Here is a 20,270-nt window from a genome sequence, read left to right as displayed (position 1 = left end):
CCTCCTATAAACTAAGCTGTGATTTTTATTATCAGCCTCCGCCAATACTTTTTACCGTCCAGTTTTCGCCTTGTCCGCGTTCAACTGTGAAATGCTTGCCGTCATAAGCGGCACTTGATTTAATGCCTGATTTTATTTTTGATTCAATAATCAGTATTTCCTTATTATCGCTGTTTTTCTTGTAATTATATTCATTTTCCTCGAATTTAAGTTCTTGCAGCCAGCAATATTGAAAGTTCTCTCTGTCACAGAAATATTTCTTGCACGCTTCCATAGCACTGTCTACATCTTCTTCACTTATAGTTTCTGCCTTGGCTATGTGTTTCCAAGTGAATGTGGCGTGCGGACCTTTTGTAAACGGAAATAAGAAATATATCACACATATTGAAACGGCAGCAGTCAGTAAAATTTTCAGACCTGCTTTCTTTATTTTCCATTTTATCATCAGCACCGCAGCGATAACTATTGCAATTAAAGCAGTTACGGGCAGATATAACAGCAAAAAACCTATTGCATTTTTTATAGTGTCCATTTGTTGATCTCCTTATCCTGTCATTTTTCTTCTTTTTTATCGGTTTCGTTGAGAAATTCCGCTATTATATATCTCGGGCGCTGTTTTACTTCGGCGTATATCTTGCCTATGTACTCGCCAATTATACCGAGGCAGAAAAGCTGCAAACCGCCTATAAGCCATATGGAGCACATGGTACTTGACCAGCCGTGCTCGGTAAAGCCCACTATCTTCGTGATGAACGCCCATATGAATGCGATTATGCTGACTGCGGACATGATAAGTCCAAGAGCTGTTATGAGCTTCAAAGGCTTTGTGCTGAACGAGGTTATGCCGTTGATAGCAAAGGAGAGCATTTTTTTCAGCGGATATTTGCTTTCGCCTGCGGCTCTCTCATGGCGCTCGTAGTACACCTTGCAGCTCTGAAAGCCTATAAGGGGCACCATTCCGCGAAGGAACAGGTTTACTTCCTTGAAGTTTGCAAGCTCCTGCAAAACTCTTTTGCTCATAAGGCGGAAGTCCGCATGATTATACACTACGTCCGCACCCATTACCTTCATGAATTTATAAAATCCCTCTGCCGTAGTCTTTTTGAAGAAAGTATCGGTATTTCTTGCACTTCTAACACCGTAGACCACCTGATTGCCCTCATAGTATTTCTTTACCATTTCGTCAATGGTATTGATATCGTCCTGAAGGTCTGCATCCATAGTTATACACATATCACAGATATCCTTTACGGTCATAAGTCCTGCGAGGACTGCATTCTGATGACCGCTGTTGTGGGCAAGATCTATGCCTGAGAAGAGGGAAGGCTCATTGTCGTGAAGCTCCTTTATTATGCTCCATGTCTGATCGGAAGAACCGTCGTTTACGAAAACTACACGGCTTTCGGGAGATATAAGACCTGATGAGATAAGGGCAGTGTATTTTATTTTCAGCTGTTTCGCTGTTTCTCTGAGCACTTCCTGCTCGTTATAGCACGGAACTACCATATAAAGTTTTTCAGGTGACTGCATAGCGTATCCTTTCGTGAAGCTGTTTTTATTAAGTATATCACAGGGGGCGAAATATGTCAATAAAGCGCATAGCTGTTAGTTTTATCAATGCGCAATTACGCATTATTAATTAAAAAGGCACCCGAAGGTGCCTTTTTTTATTTAGTTACCTGTCCCTTGCGGTATCTGCCGAAGAATATGCCGTCATCGACGTACTTATCAGCCTGTGACACCCACATTGGGAATTTTCCCGTAGCCAGAGCCGTCTGACCGTTGAGCATTCCCGTATGGAAAGAGATATGCCGAAACTGTCTCAGCACCAGCTCCATGCGCGTGTGCTCGCATTTTTCGGGACATTCATAGAGCATATCGTCTGTGAGACTGTCGATATAATCGAGAGTTTTCTTCTCAACAGCGTTCAGATATTCAAGGAGCTGCTCATCTGAAAGCACAACAGAGGTCGGCTTGTCGGGATTGTCCATACCCTCCTCATGGAAAGAGGGTTCATCGTAAACGCAGGGATTTATGAACCACTTGTCCGCCGAGTGTATAGCGTGATACGCCCAGCGCCAGCAGGGAGCTCCGCAGCACAGAGCGTCACAGTCGTAAGTTCGCAGTGAAGTCCTTATGTTCATAAAGTTAGGTATTACCATATCTTTGATTATCTTGCAAAGCTCGTTCATAAATTTCCCTCCGTTCTTTTTTGTGTAGGGGACGGCGTTCCGCTTGTCTCGATGCGATTATCGCGGACGCCCAATGGGCATCCCTACAAGTTTGTAGCTAAATTAAAGAGTATCTATAATATCGAGAGAATGCTCCTCGTTCATTGTACGGCACATCTCGATGAACTTGTCGAGAGGAACGTTTTTCAGCTGCTTGTTGCCGCGGATATTGATAGATACCTGCTCGTTTTCAGCCTCGCTGTCGCCGATGATAACAACGTATGGATCCTTGAAGTCCTTGAACTTTCTGATCTTGTTCTTCATATTGTCGTCAGTATAGTCCACCTCAACTCTGATGCGGTTCTTCTTGAGGAGGTCAGCAACCTTCTTAGCATACTCGTTGTGGTCTGTTCTGATAGGAACGATACCTACCTGCATAGGTGAGAGCCAGAACGGAAATGCACCTGCGAAGTTCTCGGTGATGATACCGATGAATCTCTCAAATGAACCGAATATAGCACGGTGTATCATTACAGGCTGTTTCTCTGAACCGTCAGAAGCGATGTACTTCATCTTGAAGTTCAGCGGAAGCTGGAAGTCAAGCTGGATAGTACCCATCTGCCACTCACGTCCGATAGCGTCCTTCATCTTCAGGTCGATCTTAGGACCGTAGAATGCGCCGTCGCCCTCGTTGAGCTCGTATCCGTCAGGACCGTACTTGTCCTCAAGGATAGCCTTGAGGTCAGCCTCAGCCTTATTCCATACGTTTATATCGCCCATGTAGTCGTCAGGACGAGTTGAAAGCTCAGCCTTGTACTCCAGACCGAAGGTCTTGTAAATCTCTGTAGCGATATCCATGATATCGTTTATCTCGGAAGCTATCTGCTCCTCTGTTACGAGGATATGAGCGTCGTCCTGTCTGAACTGCTGAACGCGGAAGAGACCGTTGAGCTCGCCTGACTTCTCTTTACGGTGGATAACGTCTACCTGATTGAATTTAAGGGGGAGCTCCTTGTATGAACGCTGCTTGTTCATGTATACCTTGATAGCGTTAGGACAGTTCATGGGCTTAGCGCAGTAAACCTCTGTATCTTCCTCGGAAGGGATAACGAACATACCGTCCTGATAGTGATCCCAGTGACCTGATGTTACCCAGAGCTCCTTCTTTGAAAGAACAGGACCCGAGATCTCGGTATAACCGTGATCCTCGTGAACTCCTCTCCAGTATTCAAGAAGTGCATTGAAGAGCTTCCAGCCTCTTGGGAGCCAGTAAGGCATACCGGGAGCTGTGTGATCGAACATGAAGAGTGCCTGCTCCTTGCCAAGCTTCTTGTGGTCGCGGAGCTTAGCCTCCTCGATCATCTTGACATACTCGTCAAGCTGTGAAGCCTTCGGGAATGCGATAGCGTATACACGGCTGAGCATCTTGTTGTTCTCGTTGCCGCGCCAGTAAGCACCTGTACATGAAAGGAGCTTGAATGCCTTTACGGGAGCTGTGTCCATAAGGTGAGGACCTGCGCAGAGGTCGATGAATTCGCCCTGCTTGTAGAATGAGATAGGCTCGCCCTTGTCAGCGTGTTCCTCGCAGAGCTCTACCTTGTAAGGCTCGTCCATTTCCTTGAGCTTAGCGATAGCGTCAGCAGGTGAGAGCTCGAACTTTTCAAGTGCAATACCCTCCTTGACGATCTTCTTCATCTCGCCCTCTATCTTTTCAAGTTCCTCGGGAGTGAAAGGCTTTTCGAGGTCGAAATCATAGTAGAAGCCGTTCTCGATAGCAGGTCCGATAGCCAGCTTTGCAGCAGGGTAAAGTCTCTTTACAGCCTGTGCAAGGATATGTGAGGCTGTGTGCCAGAATGTCTTTTTGCCGTCAAGGCTGTCAAAGGTGCATACCTCGAACTGACAGTCGCTGTCGATAACTGTGCGGAGGTCCTTGACCTCGCCGTTAACCTTTACACAGCAGGCAGCCTTGTAAAGTCCCATGCCGATGCCCTTGATGATTTCTGCGGCTGACTGTGCAGACTCGATCTCGCGAACGCTGCCGTCAGGTAATGATAATTTGATCATGATGATCTCTCCTTTTTATTAATTCATAATTCATAATGCTTGATGCATAATTATTCGTTTGTACGATGATGAATTATTCCTTGCAGAATAATTCATCGTTTTCCCAATTTTCGGGATTGTTTTCGATGTATTGCCACGCATTGCGGTATTCCCATTCATTCCGCAATACACGGTCGTAAAACGACCTTTGCCATACGGAAAAACCAATTTGTTTTGTAACAAATTCTTTGAAATTTTTGATGATAAGCGATAATGTAGGGGCGCACAGTGTGCGCCCGCCTGTTTCAATTCCCACATTATCCGCTTCAATACGAATAATTACATGGATATGATTAGGCATTATCACATATTTATCAACCGTTACCATTGGATAATAGTGATTAATATTTTTCAATCCTTCTTTTACAGTTTTTCCAATATCAGACAAATGTATCTTTTTATCGTGATTTTTAATTTGCGGGCGCACACTGTGCGCCCCTACATTTTGTTTTTCCGTTGCCTCAATATTTGACGAAATCGGGCGGTATTTATCGTTGTTATCCCAGAAAATGCACATTTTATTTTTGTGCATATCGTTACGAAATACGCGCCGCTGCGGGAATAATCGTAATTATCGAGGCGTATATCCTTCCGCTGAGGTCTGTCCATTTCATGTGACCCAGCCTGTTATCTCGAACAGTTCGCCGAAGAGCTCCACATGGACGAAGTCTTTCATAAATCCGTCGTCAGTCCCCGTATCGAAGCAAACAACGATATCCTCATCGTCGATATCCACATAGACGTTGTTGATTTTCAGTATTTTCGCAAGCGCGTCCGCGGCACCGCCTTCATAGTAGCCTTCGTCGATAAGCATGCCTGCTATCGTACCCTTGCCGCTGTCAAGCTGAGCCAGCTTTTTTGCGATATCCTTGAGATTGCTGATTATAGTCTCTTCGCTTTCGGTATAAAAGCGGACTGTCATCATCTCGCCCCATATCTTATACGGCAGCTCATATGCTTCCTCATGCTCGTTGTACCTGATATTGCTCACATTCTCACCTCCGACTGCGTCAAGATAACAAAAAAGCCCCTTATGCCTGCCAATAGGTATAAGGGACGATAATAACCGTGGTTCCACCCTGATTCACACGGAGCCTTCTCCGTATCTCAAGTGCTCTGTAACGGGAGCTCCCGACGCTTATTGGGCGCACTCAGAGGCGGTGTGCTGTGATATCCTGCCCGTGCAGCCTCGCACCAAACGGCTGCTCTCTGAATCGGTCGCGGAAAAGCCTTCCTCATCTACGTTTTATGGAATATTGTAAACTAATATTATCACAGTTTTTACTGTTTGTCAAGAGGGGGAGCCTGCAAAAGTTATGTTTTACGTGCAAAAATAAACTGTCTGTTGAATACAACGTTAAAAATACCAAATTGATGGGTTGAAATAATACAAAAAATGTGATATAATATTATAAATGTACTACCGTCATGACACTATGGACAATAATTTTGACCTTCATACGGATATTATGCCGAAATACGCGGCTGCGCACTGTATAAAAAACACGCAGGAGCAGAAGCTCTTTTAAATAAAAAAATAAAGGAGATCCCTTAATGAATATTGAAGTTGCAAGAATAAATCAGGGAATAGAAAAAGACCCTAAGGAATACGTAAGGGCAGTAAACGAGGATTACCTCTATAAATTGAAGAAAATAGCAGACGATATTGCCGAGAACCATAACGAAAAGCCTGTAATACTCCTTTCGGGACCATCGGGCTCAGGCAAGACAACTACGGCAATGATGATAGAAAAGCTCCTTGACGACATGGGACACGAGACCCATACCCTTTCTATGGATAACTGGTTCTGTCCGCTGACAGAGGCTGAAAAAGCCCTTGCTGCCGAGGGCAAAATGGATCTGGAATCGCCTCTCCGCGTGGACAGTCAGCTCCTCAATCAGCAGATAGAGGCAATAAGCGCCTGCAAGGAAATAGAGCTGCCAAAGTACAATTTCAAGACCTCAACACGCTGCGGCTCGGGAAAGATGTTCAAGAGAAACGAAGGTGAAATAGTTATCTTTGAGGGCATACACGCTCTCAACCCCTCCGTTATCACAGTTCCCGACAGCATGATAAGCAAGATATATGTCAGTGTCCGAACACGTATCTCAAGCGAGAATATCCTTCTACACCCGTCAAGAGTACGTCTTATGCGCCGTATGATACGCGACAGGAACTTCCGCAAGCGCTCTCTCCGTGAAACAATGAATATGTTCCACAACGTGGAGGCAGGCGAGAACAAGTACATAATGCCGTATAAATACCGCTCTGACTATGATGTGGATACCTTCATGGCTTATGAGCTTTCTGTTTACCGCAGCGACCTTCTCGGTCAGCTTGAGGAGCTCATGGACGTTCCCGAGGTAAGAGAATGTGCAGAGATCCTCGAAGCTCTCACGCCTATCGACAAAAAGGACATAACTCCCGATTCACTCATCTGCGAATTCATAGGCAACGGACAGTTCAAATACTGAGCCCTTAGCCGTTAACAATCAGCTTATACCTCAGACAAAGATTGGAGATAGATATGGATTATCTTGAAAACAGGGAGCTTTCATGGCTCAAATTCAATAAAAGAGTCCTTGAAGAAGCTGTCGATCCCGACACGCCTCTGCTTGAAAGGATATCTTTTTCAGCAATATATCAGAGCAACCTTGACGAATTCTTCATGGTAAGGGTAGGTTCTCTGACAGAAAAAACAAAGGATAAAAAAGCAAAGCCAGACAAATTCACAGGAATGACTCCCGCTCAGCAGCTTGATGCTGTATTCACGGCTGTACGCAGATTACAGCCCTCAGTTGAGGGAGCTCTGCTCACGACCATGAGCGAGCTTGCGGAATACGGCTACGAGCACGTTTCCTTTGACAAAATGACAAAGGAAGAGCTGTCTTTCCTCGAATTGTACTTCAAGCGCGAGCTGAAGCCCTTCGTATCGGGCATTGTCATCAATGACGCTCTCCCGTTCCCGTTTTTGCAGAACAAAGAGATATACGCCGTAGTGCAGCTCGGCACGAAAAAGGGCATATCCATCGGTCTGATACCTGCAACTATCAACCGCTCGGAGCGTATAATAAACCTCGGAAGAGACGGCAAGCGCTTTATACTGGCTGAGGAAGTGATACTCAAATTCGCTCACCTCATGTTCAAGAATTACAAGGTCATCGACCGCGCACTCATAAGAGTTACCCGAAGCGCAGCTATCACAGCCTCGGGAAGAGGTCCCGAGTTCCGCAGACGCATGGAAGAGCTTGTAGACAAGCGCAAAAAGCTTGCTCCTATGCGCCTTGAGCTGTCGGGAGTTTTCAGCCGCGATGCACTGGATTATCTCTGCAAGAAGCTGAAGCTGAAAAACGCCCGTGTATTCACATCGCGCATTCCTCTCGACCTTTCCTACCTGTTCACATTGCAGGAATACGACGACGACCCGAGACTGCACTACACTCAGCGCACCCCCCGCAAGCCTGCGGCTCTTTCCGATACAAGACCTGTATTCGCACAGGTAAAGGCAAAGGACATTCTTCTCAGCTATCCATTCGAGTCCATGAATCTGTCTTTTATACGCCTTTTGCAGGAAAGTGCCAACGACCCCAAGGTAACCTCCATAAAAATAACTCTTTACCGCCTTGCACGAAGCAGTAAGGTCATAGACGCACTATGCACAGCTGCCGAAAACGGCAAGGAAGTCCTTGTAATGATAGAGCTTCGCGCCCGTTTTGATGAGGAAAACAATATCGAATGGTCAAAGCAGCTTCAGGAAGCAGGAGTAAACGTGATATACGGTCCTAAGGACTTCAAAGCACATTCAAAGCTGCTGCTCATTACAAGAAAAGCTCAGGGCGGCAATTTCGACTATGTTACACAGATCGGCACGGGCAACTACAACGAAAAGACTGCCGCACTGTATACCGACCTGATGCTGCTCACAGCCGACAGAGACATCGCAGCGGACGCAGAGGCTGTATTTGCAGGACTTATCAACGGTACTTTCGTAGAAAAGACCAATAAGCTCCTTGTGTCTCCTCTTGCCCTCAGACCTCAGGTACTGGCAATGATGGACGAACAGATAGCTATTGCAAAAAGCGGCGGAAACGGCTATATAGCTGCAAAGGTCAACTCTCTCAACGACTCTGTCATAATAAACAAGCTTGTTGAAGCTTCACAGGCAGGCGTAAAGATAGAGCTTGTTATCCGCGGACTATGCTGCCTTATCGCAGGCGTACAGGACTATACAGAGAATATCACAGTCCGCAGCATAGTGGGAAGATTCCTCGAACACAGCCGTATTTTCATATTCGGCACGGATTCTCCCGAGCAGAAGATATATATCGGTTCAGCCGACTATATGAGCAGGAACACTGTCCGCCGTGTTGAGGTAGCCGCACCTGTTGAAGATGAACGCCTCAGAAAGCGTATCCGCGAGATGTTCCGCATACTTATGAAGGATAACGCAAAGGCTCGCATCATGCTCAGCGACGGCAATTATATACACGAGCGCAGAAATCCCGATACTCCCTTCAATTCGCAGGAATATCTTTACGAAGAGGCTTACAGGCGCCTCGATGATAAGTCTGCCCGTCAGGAGCAGATGAAGATAAACCGTGAAAAGGGTGCAAAAAAGAAGCCTGCGACCCGTAAAACAGCCGCAAAAAAACAAACAGAAAAAAAGGCTGAGACCAAAGCTCCCGTAAAAAGAGGCAGAAAGAAAAAAAATCCATAAAATACCTGCATGAGAAAATAAGAAAATATACTTGAAACTTTGCAGTTTTTATGATATAATGATTTTTAGATTTTAATTGCAATTTTCATTTCTGAGGTTTGGATAATGATTGGATATTATAACTATACGGTTATTCTTACATATATGAGCCTCATCTCGTCTGTAGTAGGTATGTTCTTTGCAGCAGGCTACAGCGGTATGAGACCTCACCCCGAATATGCCATTATTTGTCTTATGGTGTCGGGTCTGTGTGATATGTTTGACGGTAAGGTCGCCCGTACCAAAAAAGACCGTACCGAAAGCGAGAAAAAGTTCGGTATACAGATAGATTCACTGTGTGACGCTATCTGCTTCGGAGTGCTTCCCGCAGTTATCGGCTATTCTGTAGGCATGAGAGACTGGTGCGACCTGCCCATTCTCGTAATGTTCCCGCTTTGCGCAGTCATCAGACTTGCTTACTTCAACGTTGCCGAGGAAGAAAGGCAGAAAAAAACCACCGAAAACCGCAAGGTCTATGAGGGACTGCCTGTTACAAGCGTAGCACTTATACTGCCGCTGCTCTACAGCTTCCACAGGGATATCGGCAGAGACTGGTTCCCTGAGGTATACGGCGGTGCGCTCTTTATTATCGCACTTGCCTTCATCACCCGATTCAAAGTCAAGAAGCCAAGCATGAAAACTATGCTGTGCTTCATCGGTATCGGCGTTCTGGAGCTTATCTGGATGCTGTATAAAACCAAAACAAGATAAAAAGGACTGCTTATGCAGTCCTTTTTATTATTAAAGGGCACGGTCATGCGCCCTTACATTTCTGCTCAATATTAACAGCTACATACTGAGATATTCTTCAATAACATCAAGCTCACCGTAGGTTCTCAGCAGAGCATAACCTGTATTTTCCAGTACAGCGTTAACGAAATCATCACGCTCTATGCGGTCGGGACGATCATGTGAGGTGTCATCAAGCTCGATAAGAGCAACAATAACGGTATCCTCGTCTGCAAGAGCAAAGTCTATATGCTTGGACTTTATTTTGTTGAAGCACTCCATCCAGTAAGGATTTTCGGCTTTGGGTTTAGGCTCGATAAGATCGGCAAGTCTTACCTTTGTGAATATGCTGAGACCGTATTCGTCAGCAAGGGGCTTCAGCCTCTTGTAGAACTCGTATTCTCTGTCGGTGAGAATGGTCTTGGCATTATAAAGCTTGGTGATATCGGGCTTGTGAAGCCTTCTGTAGAGCCATATTGCCGCGGCAATAATGAGCAGTAAAACCAGCAGTGCAAGAAATTCATCAAATCTCATTGTTATTTAAAAGATAAAAATATATTTGTATATTCAACGGTTTTCCGTTGAAAAAGCGTTTTTTCGGATCACTTATGAAAGGGCTCATCTGTCAATGCCTGCGGTTATCTTTTCGGTGACCTTGCCGTTTGCATCTGTTTCGGCAATAACCTTGCGGAAGGGTCCCGAATTGCCGCATACATAGAGCTTGTTATCGGTTATTCCGACGCCTGAGATATAATCACAGCCATCAATATCGGACGCTTTGAGGAGAAGGTCAGTCTTTCCGTTTTCTGCTGAGAAAAGGTCAGTGCCGTCTGTGAAAATGAGCTTGTCCTCATAGAAGCAGAAATCCGTGCATCTTTCTTCGCTGACGCTTTCTTTTTCGCCGCCGCCAAGAGGCATACAGCAAAGGCTGTTGAAGTCAATGAAATAGACCTTATCTCCCACAATATAGGGAGAGCTGCCTGTTTTAAGCTCCGTGGAGCTTTTTTCACTTTCGAATGTGCAGATATATCCGTTTGTTCCCACATCATACGAGCATATGAGTTTATTGTTATAAAAGCCTACGATACGGGCATTACGGCGTTCTGTGTAATATACCTTGTCCGAGAGCTTTCCCGAATAGTCCATGCTCTTTATCTCTGTACCGTTATCGCCTGAAACTGCGAAATATATGCTGTCATCGGTGAAGAAGAAATTCTCTCTCTTAACTGTATTTTCGGACTTTGTTTCCTTATTAAGGGGAGTTGTTTTTCCGTTGTCGTATTCACAGATACCGTCAGCGGGTGAGCAGTAATACAGCTTTTTGCCGTCGGAATAAAGCACAACGCTTCCCTCAGGCAGTTTAAGCTCCTCAGCCTTTCCATTTTTGCCGCCGAGGAAATATACCTCTTCGGGGCCGTCGGAGGTGTCCTTGAATGCCGAATATACGCAGTCGCCGCTGTCCATAGAAAAAAGCATCTGGGGACGGTTTGCTGCACATTCCTCTGATGGAGCACCGATATCGGCGGATATCACAGGAGAAGTGTTATCTTCCGCATCTGTATCAACTGTTTCGGGAGCTGTATCCTCTGTGGCTGAGACATTGTTTTTCTCATAGTCGGAGGTATTATGGTTTGAGCAGGCTGACAGCGCGGAAGCTATGACCAGCGTGCCCATAAAAGCTGCAAAAAATCGGTATTTCATATATCAAATCTCTCAATTCTGTATATGGGACATTGCTTCATTACCCATAAAAAATTTTGTGTCAGCATAAGTGACTGACAATCACAAAACAACACACCACATAATTATAACATTATGGAAAACCAATGTCAAATATCATGCATGAATAAAATGCACTTATACGGTGAAATACTCCGAATGTACTAAAATAATAAAACAGGCAGATACAATTTTTGTACCTGCCTGTATAAAAATATTTTTTATCAGTTAGCTATAATGCCTTTTACCTCTTTGTATTTACCTTCGATCCAGCTATTAAGGTAGCATCTGTATGTATTGCCTGTATTCTGTTCTTTTATTGTAACAGTGGAAATATAGAGAGCAGGACCTTTGCCCGCATTATTATGTCTGATGCCGATACCCCGAAGTATACCGATATCGCGCGTTGTTGAAACAACGACCTTGTTGTCGCTGTTTCTTTCAAAGTCATCACGGTTAGGATCATCGGGAAATCTTACAAAATCAGTTTCTCCTGTTGTACCGTAAAGCTTTATATCAACATCTGCGTTAGTTCCTGCGTCTGATTTATCGCCGACTCTTGCAGTTATATTATATACAAATTTATTATTGGTCAGGGTAAGCTTAACAGATGGCTTTGAGGAATTGAGCCAGCCGCCGTATTCAGCATAATATACCTTTTTATTCGATACATCTTTGACAACTATCTGTTTAAAACTCATCGCAGGATCTTTACCTGAATTATCAGATTTTACGGTGATAGCCTGTAGAATTCCGATATCTTTATTTACAGCGATCTCATATTGTTTGGTAGTTCCTCTTTCAAAATCATCATAGTTCTCAGTATCAAGAGAATAGTATGAACTGTTTCCTTTTGAACCATGAAGCATTACATTGATATCTGCATCTGTTCCTGCTCCGTCCACATCGCTCATTGTCAGCGTTATATAATACCTGTGACTGCTCATATTCAAGAAAAACTGATGAGACAGATGTCCCGACTGCAGCCACTGATTGCAGGATATTGCAGGATATACCTTGTTATTTGTTGCATCTGTTATTTTGACGCGCTCTAATTTAAATCCGGGATCTTTTCCTTTGTTATCGCTTTTTATTGTAAAGCTCTGTATCGTACCGATATCTTTGAATGTACTGATGAGATAGGATTTTGTCGAGCCTCTTTCAAAATCATCATGGTTTACCGTATCAAGTGAGATAAATCCTGTTTCGTCCTTATCACCGTGAATATTGATCGAAATATCCGCATCAGTACCTGCGTCTTTTTCATCTGCTGTTCTGATCTCAACTATGTAATAATTTAAATTTGCATTGATGGCAGTATCACCGAAAACAGGAAAATATGATTTTTCGGGATAACACATATCATTCTGGTATTCGATACTATTGTATTTTCTTTCGGTATAATCACAAAGATCGGTCACAGACACATATCCGTCATTATTTGTATCAGCAGGTCTGTTTTTAGAATTGGGATAACGATAATCATAGCCTGCGCCTTTGCACCAGTCATTTGTAATAATACCTCCGTTTTCTCCTCCCCATGCCGAGCTTTCAGGGTGGCAGGCTGCTATAACATAATAATTAGGAGCTTTAAAAACAGTAGTTCCTGCATACGGATTTTGAATTGCTGCTCCTGAATGACACGATTCTATCATCAATACCCTTTTTCCGGGAATCTTATCTAACCATGTTTTCAGTTCAGAATATGATAAATGACCTGTTTCTTTTCCGTTGAGAAAGATTGCAAGACCGTCCGGGTTTCCGTGACAGTTTATGTAGATATAGCTTGTGTTGTTGGACTTTGCTTTGCCTGCAAGAGTTTCAACAGCAGATTTCAATTGAGAGTAGGTATAGTTCACTGCAAATGACGGGGTGATCTTGTTTCTCTTGAACATTTCTGCGACATGATTTCTGTTGGCTGTTCTTCTTGTTACTTCTTCTGATGGAGCATCAGAACTTGAAGCAGTGATTATCAATCCATAGTTCTCCGTAACTCTTGATGTAGCGAGTAATCCAAAAAGCGGACCCGGTATCTTATTTTTCTCATTCTCCTTAGCATTTGTCGAAGCTCCTATTCCAAAATAAAAACCTGGCATAGTATATTCCTCCTTAATAAATAAAAAATAATAAATAAGATGTCATGATCGAGTTCCGTGCACTGAACTGTTTTCCATTTGTGTTATGATGTGATTATATCACGTTCACATGAGCTTGAAAAGATGTCGTTTGTCATTTTACAAGTGACAAATGTCACTTGTTTCATATAACAAAGTTGAATGAATTTATAAAACTTATCTATGTTGATGCAAAAAAAGACGATGCACGTTAAAGCATCGTCTTTGATATTATTCTGTTGTGGTTTCTTCTTCCTCTTCGGGATTGAGGATAATATCCTCTTCTGGTATCTGGTCAGCCACTGATGAGAAGTCAAAATCCTCGAATTTATCGACCTTTTTGAATTTGACTCTGAGATTTGCCTCGTCGTCAACGATAAGGGTATCGTTTTCAAGTTTTATGCTGAAGCCCTCATAATCGCTCCACATATACATCTCACCCTTTTTATCGGGAGACCATTCATATGAGATAGGGTCGCCTATTATAGACATTACAGAAGTATTGTCATCGAAGAGCTCAAGGCGGAAAGCCACATTTATCGGATATTCGCCAAGCTTTTCCGTGTAGGTCTCGCCGTCGGTCTTTACCTCTGCTGCTTCCCATTTGCCCATGAAATCCTTGTAATCGGAATTACTCAGACCTGCTTCCGTAGGAGTCTCGTTATTTGTAAACTCGCTTACAGGCATGAGGAATATCTCAGTACCGTCGTCATCGGCATATCTCATTATCATCTGTCCCTGTTCTATGCGGCAGAAATAGCCGTCATCGGGACTTTTCAGCCAAAGCTCGTCATCTTCGGTGATTTCCCATGTGTAATCATAAGTCCTTGCTTTTCCGCGGGGATTTAGGGAAATTATCATATCAGCCGTAAGATCGTCGTAAACTTCCAGCTGAGCTACGGCGCTGAGAGGAAATCCTGCGTATTCAGTCTCATATGTCTCACCGAATACAGTTGCTTTGTATGATTCCCATTTGCCGAGGAAGGGCTTTGCGGAATTATCCGAAGCGGTAGTTATTTCAGCTGCTGTGCTGCTTTCTGTAGTTCCGCTTCCGGAAGTGTTTTTCTTCTTTTTGCTGCTGCAGCCGGATATACAGCCTGAAAACATAGCGGCTGCAAGACAAAAACAAATGATTTTTTTCATATCTGCTCCTTATTACTGATTAATGCCGAAGTTCTGTATAGCACTTGCGGCAGCGTTGAGTGCGTCTGTGTCGATTGGTGTGAATTCGTCAACTTTTTTCAGGTATATAGCAGTTCCGTCCTCCTCGATAGCAAGCAAGCCGTCGCGGTAATGCAGGTTCATGGTCTGATCAGCTTCTTTTCCTTCAAGGTCTACAACTCTGAGCTGTATTATGTTTGGCTCTGTTTCTTTCCATGTTATGTCAGTATTTTTTCCGTACTGTATTACATCGTTGTCTATAGCTGATACCCAGTTTGCCTTGCCTCCGTCCTTTATTTCATATCTGAACAGTGCAGAGAGAGGCATACCCAGCATATCCGTTGTTTTTTCGCCGTCAACATACATATAATCGGCTTCCCATTTGCCGCAGTACTTAGGATCGTACTTTTCTCCGCAGCTTACTGAGCATAAAAGAAGCATGACAGCCGACAGAACAAAGGTCATCATTCTTTTCATATTTAGCCTCCTTTATTTCTTTTCATCTATTGTGAATACGGGGACTTTTGCGATGTGGAGCTCGTTTTTTCCGTTTGGCGTATCCAGCGTTGTTACCATATCGCAGCCTATAAAATCGTATAATTCAAATTTTTCGCCTTCATCATCATAGACGAGCTTCATTCCGCCGTCAGAGGTCACCGACCAGCTTACCTGCTGGGAATTGCCGTCAGGCTCATAATAAGTACCGCTGCCGTCCTCAAGGAATTCATAGCGTCTGTAAACAGGCTTTACCTCTTCATCGTTGAGAAGCTCTATGGTAGTTTCCCATTTTCCTGTTATTTCTTTTGCGATATCAACAGCAGACCTGTTGTTGACAGAAACAGCGGAAACCGTTACGCCGTCATTTGATACTGTATGGCTACCGCATGAAGCAATACAGCAAAGTATCAAAGCTGCGGCAGAAAGACCGCAGAAAATTTTTTTCATAATATTTCTCCCTTCACTATAATGGTATTATACCGCACAATGATAAAAATGTAAAGTCCTTTTTTCATGTCGTTTACTGAGTCCGCATTAAATAAGACTGTTAAGCCCCGATGCTTTGCATCGGGGCTTGTTCATTTCATTACGTTATTTTATGGTTACAGCGTATGCCTTTTCTATTTTATTTGAGCCATAGGATACATAGCTGCTTTTTAACTCTATATCTTTTATCTCGTCTATCAGAGAATTGAATACGACTTTATCGTCAACTACCGATATTCTGTTGCAATCAATGCCCTCAGCTATGGTGTATACGATACCGAACTCAGGTTTTATACAGTAAAAAGGTATTTTGTGATCTCTGTACATACTGCCGAGGAACAAAAATCCTCCGCTGTAGACTGCAATATCGCCCATATCATGCACATCAAGTATGTAATGCTCCATTTTTTCCAGGTCATACATATGGATAAGCGTATAATTCTTGACAATAAACATCTTATCGTCACCGTAAATTATAACTCCGCCGGGATATGAAAGTGACACGCGGTAATACTCACTTACCATATCAAGATAGGCCGTATCATCGGGCTTTACAAGATAAAAGGGTACTCCGCTGAAAACATTGCTTGTGACTACATCGCCGCCCATATCATCAGCCTTAACGCTGATAAAGCTTTCTGTGTCTGCATCATAACGCATTGTATCCTTAATATAGTCTTCTTTACTGTACACGATCATCGAAGGACAGCCAATGTTGTCATAACATACCCTTGCAACTTCGTCAGAGCCGCTGTTTTCGTAAATGATCTTTACATCGCCTGAAATAAGATCATAGGAATACGCCGTTTCACTATAATCTTCGAGATCAAATACCGCATAGAACATTTTTCCGTTTGCCAAAACAGGTGTTTCAACGTAACTGTCGTTTATATCACTTGACGACCAGCTGTATAACTCCTCGGTTTTACCGCTGCTTTCATCATATCTGAAAAGAGAAAAATCATATCTTCCGTGAAAAATTGGCTTATACTCAACGACTATATAGAATTTGCCATCATATGTACAGCAATTAGTCGCCACGCCTTTTTCTGCATTATCCGTATATGAGAACCAATCGTGTTCCTCATCGTCTTCCAGCATACTGTATCCGCTGCTGTAATAGCCCTGAACATTCTCCGCTTTATTGCATATGGGGACTTTTTCGCCGAAATCAAGTCCGCTTATATCCACAAAACTGATATCTACGGGCGGCTCTTTGTCGTAATTTGTAAGGGATACCTCCACCGTCCTGAAATCTTCTTCGCTGTACTCACGGTAAACAGGCTCGGTAACGAGTGTATCGCCTGTATCTTCATTGACTGCCGTATCCGTTGGCTTGGGCTCTTCCTTTTTCTTTTCATCATCACTGCACGAAAAACAGCTTACTGTCAGTGCGGCTGCTGCGATTATACTAATTATCTTTTTCATACTGATGCCACCTTTATTTTACGTATCATTCGGACGGATAATTAAGCAGTGCTCCAAATCTTTGATTTAGTCAGCAATGCTATATGCAGTGCTATACGCCCCTATAATACTATTTCGCTGTGACGGTATATACTTCGGACATCTTGTCCATACTATATGCTATGCCGCCGCTCGTTTCGTCTTTTAATTCTTTCTTATATTCAATGCATGAATTGAATGTTACAGTATCGCCAGCGGTCTTTAGTCCGCAGTATAAGTCATCATCAGTTATGGCATATGCAATGCCCAACTCGGGAATAATGCAATATACAGGCATTTTATATTTTTCGTACCAGTTGCCTGTGAACAACATTCCGCTGCAGTATGTACACTCGGTTCCCATGCCTGTTACGTCAAGTATGTAATGCTCCATTTTTTCAAGGTCGTACATATGGATACTGCCTTCGTTTTTTATCAGGAATTTCTTATCATCGGCATAGATTATTGTTCCCCCTGTGTATGACAGCGATACATGGTAATATTGGCATATCATGTCAAGCTTGCGCTTGCCATCGGACTTCACGATATAATACTGAACTCCGCCGAAATATCTGGTTGAAATTATCTTTCCGCTAATGTCGTTTGTCTTATCACCTACAAAGCTTTCATCTGTTTCGTCATAGTACAGATAATCTATCTGCTCACCGCCATTATTTATAAGCTGCAAACAAGGATAGTCCATGCTGTCATGATCGAAATATACGTAAACATCAGACTCTTTCTCCTCGTATACCGTCTTTACATCGCCTGTGTTAAGGTCATAGGCGAAAACCTTATTACTATTGTCGCTGCTGTTTCTGATCTCATAGAAAAGCTTATCGTCAAATATCATCGGCTGATCTGTGTAATCCTCGTTTATATCCTTTGACGACCAGCTGTATACCTCTTCATTCTTACCGCTTTTTTCATCATAGCAGAACAGTGAGAAATCAAAATTGCTCGTCAGAAAGCTCTTATATTCCACAACTATATAGCACTTTCCGTCATACATACAGCAGCTGCTTGCAATACCTTCCGCTTCTTCATTTATAAGGTTTTCCCAGTTGTATTCGATATGACTTAAACTGAACATATCTTCATAATAGTTCTTTGCATTCTCTTCAGTATTGCATACAGGCAGCTTTGTGCCGAAGTCAAGTCCGCTTATGTCAATGCTGCTGACATCTACAGGAGGCTCTTTATCGGGATAATTAAGCGTTACTGTGATAGTTTTGAAATCTTCTTCGCTGTACTCACGGTAAACAGGCTCGGTAACGAGCGTATCGCCTGTGTCTTCGTTTACTGTGGTATCCTTTGGCTTCGGCTCGGGCTTTTCCTTGTCATCACAGGCTGTCAGCACTGACGATAGCGCAAGAACTGCCGCTATACCCAGAATTATCCGCTTATTCATTTTTTTCCTCCTGTGTGAACCATACTTTTACCTGATCGTAATCGTATTCTTTATATATAACGCCCGGTTCTTCCGTGACTTCACGCTCGTCCTTTTTGATGTTGATATCGAACCAAAGGCTGTTATCATAGCTGTCATAAAGGGACAGCCACATATCCAATGCATATTCATCATATGTCGAGTCAAATGAGGCAAGGTCAAAGGTAAGTCCTATTTCGGGCATGATGTAATATACCTTGCCTGAACCGACTGAGGGATATACAACTATACCGTCCTTTGCATACTTGCAGTTGTCTGCGCCAAGACCGCTGTAGTCGATTATATAATGTGTGGAGCTTTCAAGGTCGAACACATGGACAAATGAAGTTTCTGAGCTTGACGCTTTGCTGCCCTGTCTTAAAACAAGCTTTTTATCGCTTGCATAGAGTATATCACAGCCCGTAAGTCCTGTGGAGACCTTATAGCTCTCGGTACATACGTCATATTTACGGGAGTTTTCGGGCTTTTCCTTCCATGCGAAAAGCTCGCCGTAGATAAACGGACATTCCTTGCTGGCTGAAATTGAACCATATACATTCGGATCATAATCCGCAAATGCGGAATATAGTTCTTTCCATGTCTTGCTGCCGAAATCGTATTCCTTTACTTTGACATCACTGCCTGTTATTATATAATAATTCTCGCCATCATCTGAATAAGTATACTGTCCGCTTTCAGTTTTGTAATCTTTTGGAACGTCCTCTGTATGGTTTATGGACTCCCTTACCAGCAGCCTGCCTGCGGAATTGCCCATAACATATGCGCTGTATTTCTGGCTTTCCTCAGCCTCAAGAATGTTTACAAGCTCTTTCTTTTCCTCGTCAAGATAGTAAAGACCTTTCTCCCTTGTGAGCACGTAAAGTACGCCGTTTATACTGTAAAGCTGCCAGATAATAAGGCTGTTTTCGGGGTCTGAATGGCGGAATACCTCCTCCTTATTGCCTGTAAGCCCGTCAACGCGGAATATGGCAGACTCATGATGACCGAGACAGGTCGTGTCATATTCGACCTCGATATAAAAGGTATTCCCTTCAATACAGCTGCAATATATATCGCCTTTCTTCGGCTCTGTACAGCTCTTTTCCCATTGCTCTGTGATAAATTTCCGGTATTCCTCATCTTCATAATCGGATCTGTCTGTTCTGTACCTGTCACGGTACTTCTCATCTTTGCAGGGCGGTATTACGCTGCCGAAATCTATCTGCGAAGTATTCAGCTGATGCATTGTCAGCGGCGGCTCTTTGTCGGTAATATTCAGTTTTACCTCAACAGTATTGAAGCTGTCCTCCGAAAACTCTTTGTATTCGGTCTTTACAGGCTCGTCAAGGGCAGGCTCGTTTACGCCGTCCTCAATGTTTACAGGCTTTTCCTCAGGCTTTTCCTTTTTCTTTTTATCCTCGCTGCACGAAAAACAGCTCAATGTCAGTGCGGCTGCTGCAATTATACTTATTATTTTTTTCATACTTATACCCCCTTGATGGTTTATATAAATAAGTGTATTTCAAGGTTGGAAAAGACGATAAATTTTATGTTAAAATAAAAAAATATATTCATCGACAAAATTCGTCAATTTCTATTTTACAGGCAATATTCCGCAATGTCAAGAATTTTTGTATATTAAGACTTATTTTTGCGA

The 20,270-nt window shown here is 43.3% G+C and carries 18 protein-coding genes; 3 read left to right on the top strand and 15 right to left on the bottom strand.

The window, feature by feature from the left end; genetic code table 11:
* Positions 1–31 precede the first annotated feature (31 nt).
* The 6 genes from L870_RS0107460 to L870_RS0107435 all read right to left on the bottom strand — a co-directional run bounded on the left by L870_RS0107460 (position 32) and on the right by L870_RS0107435 (position 5,265).
* A complete protein-coding gene (locus L870_RS0107460) occupies positions 32–532 on the bottom strand; it encodes a hypothetical protein (protein ID WP_028517619.1) in 501 nt (166 codons plus the stop codon).
* Positions 533–552: 20 nt separating this feature from the next.
* Positions 553–1,530: a glycosyltransferase family 2 protein gene (locus tag L870_RS0107455; protein ID WP_028517618.1), complete on the bottom strand. Its 978-nt coding sequence runs from the start codon at positions 1,528–1,530 to the stop codon at positions 553–555.
* Between the two features lie 137 nt (positions 1,531–1,667).
* Positions 1,668–2,192 carry a hypothetical protein gene (locus L870_RS0107450; protein WP_028517617.1) on the bottom strand — a complete coding sequence of 175 codons (525 nt, stop codon included), beginning with the start codon at positions 2,190–2,192 and terminating at the stop codon, positions 1,668–1,670.
* Positions 2,193–2,294: 102 nt separating this feature from the next.
* The gene (gene thrS, locus L870_RS0107445) at positions 2,295–4,235 is read right to left on the bottom strand and encodes a threonine--tRNA ligase (RefSeq protein ID WP_028517616.1); all 1,941 of its coding nucleotides are present in this window, start codon (positions 4,233–4,235) and stop codon (positions 2,295–2,297) included.
* Positions 4,236–4,308: 73 nt separating this feature from the next.
* Positions 4,309–4,791 carry a transposase gene (locus L870_RS16975; protein WP_028517615.1) on the bottom strand — a complete coding sequence of 161 codons (483 nt, stop codon included), beginning with the start codon at positions 4,789–4,791 and terminating at the stop codon, positions 4,309–4,311.
* Between the two features lie 93 nt (positions 4,792–4,884).
* Positions 4,885–5,265, bottom strand: coding sequence for a hypothetical protein (locus L870_RS0107435; RefSeq protein WP_028517614.1), 381 nt, complete (start codon positions 5,263–5,265; stop codon positions 4,885–4,887).
* 563 nt (positions 5,266–5,828) lie between these two features.
* Between L870_RS0107435 and L870_RS0107430 the strand changes: the two genes are divergently transcribed.
* The 3 genes from L870_RS0107430 to L870_RS0107420 all read left to right on the top strand — a co-directional run bounded on the left by L870_RS0107430 (position 5,829) and on the right by L870_RS0107420 (position 9,742).
* Positions 5,829–6,749 (top strand): uridine kinase family protein, encoded by a 921-nt coding sequence (locus tag L870_RS0107430; RefSeq protein WP_028517613.1) that lies wholly within the window; start codon positions 5,829–5,831, stop codon positions 6,747–6,749.
* A gap of 53 nt (positions 6,750–6,802) precedes the next feature.
* The gene (ppk1, locus tag L870_RS16970) at positions 6,803–8,992 is read left to right on the top strand and encodes a polyphosphate kinase 1 (protein ID WP_080676379.1); all 2,190 of its coding nucleotides are present in this window, start codon (positions 6,803–6,805) and stop codon (positions 8,990–8,992) included.
* 105 nt (positions 8,993–9,097) lie between these two features.
* Positions 9,098–9,742, top strand: coding sequence for a CDP-alcohol phosphatidyltransferase family protein (locus tag L870_RS0107420; protein ID WP_028517612.1), 645 nt, complete (start codon positions 9,098–9,100; stop codon positions 9,740–9,742).
* Positions 9,743–9,820: 78 nt separating this feature from the next.
* Here the strand turns inward: L870_RS0107420 and L870_RS18485 are convergent, their stop codons facing one another.
* From L870_RS18485 to L870_RS0107375, 9 genes are all read right to left on the bottom strand, one after another.
* Positions 9,821–10,294: a DUF2726 domain-containing protein gene (locus tag L870_RS18485; RefSeq protein WP_051411459.1), complete on the bottom strand. Its 474-nt coding sequence runs from the start codon at positions 10,292–10,294 to the stop codon at positions 9,821–9,823.
* Between the two features lie 84 nt (positions 10,295–10,378).
* Positions 10,379–11,461 (bottom strand): hypothetical protein, encoded by a 1,083-nt coding sequence (locus L870_RS0107410; RefSeq protein ID WP_028517611.1) that lies wholly within the window; start codon positions 11,459–11,461, stop codon positions 10,379–10,381.
* Between the two features lie 242 nt (positions 11,462–11,703).
* The gene (locus L870_RS0107405) at positions 11,704–13,575 is read right to left on the bottom strand and encodes a PLAT/LH2 domain-containing protein (RefSeq protein ID WP_028517610.1); all 1,872 of its coding nucleotides are present in this window, start codon (positions 13,573–13,575) and stop codon (positions 11,704–11,706) included.
* A gap of 249 nt (positions 13,576–13,824) precedes the next feature.
* Positions 13,825–14,736: a hypothetical protein gene (locus L870_RS0107400; RefSeq protein WP_028517609.1), complete on the bottom strand. Its 912-nt coding sequence runs from the start codon at positions 14,734–14,736 to the stop codon at positions 13,825–13,827.
* Between the two features lie 12 nt (positions 14,737–14,748).
* Positions 14,749–15,231 (bottom strand): hypothetical protein, encoded by a 483-nt coding sequence (locus tag L870_RS0107395; protein WP_028517608.1) that lies wholly within the window; start codon positions 15,229–15,231, stop codon positions 14,749–14,751.
* A gap of 12 nt (positions 15,232–15,243) precedes the next feature.
* Positions 15,244–15,699 carry a hypothetical protein gene (locus L870_RS0107390; protein ID WP_028517607.1) on the bottom strand — a complete coding sequence of 152 codons (456 nt, stop codon included), beginning with the start codon at positions 15,697–15,699 and terminating at the stop codon, positions 15,244–15,246.
* Between the two features lie 144 nt (positions 15,700–15,843).
* A complete protein-coding gene (locus L870_RS0107385) occupies positions 15,844–17,166 on the bottom strand; it encodes a hypothetical protein (protein ID WP_028517606.1) in 1,323 nt (440 codons plus the stop codon).
* A gap of 109 nt (positions 17,167–17,275) precedes the next feature.
* Positions 17,276–18,595: a hypothetical protein gene (locus L870_RS0107380; RefSeq protein WP_028517605.1), complete on the bottom strand. Its 1,320-nt coding sequence runs from the start codon at positions 18,593–18,595 to the stop codon at positions 17,276–17,278.
* Positions 18,588–20,096, bottom strand: coding sequence for a hypothetical protein (locus L870_RS0107375; protein WP_028517604.1), 1,509 nt, complete (start codon positions 20,094–20,096; stop codon positions 18,588–18,590). The genes L870_RS0107380 and L870_RS0107375 overlap by 8 nt, the downstream gene beginning before the upstream one ends.
* Positions 20,097–20,270: the final 174 nt, after the last annotated feature.

Source organism: Ruminococcus flavefaciens ATCC 19208, assembly GCF_000518765.1.
Taxonomy (GTDB): domain Bacteria; phylum Bacillota; class Clostridia; order Oscillospirales; family Ruminococcaceae; genus Ruminococcus; species Ruminococcus flavefaciens.
Note: the sequence above shows the minus strand (reverse complement) of the source record. Positions and strands in the feature narration are given on the sequence as shown.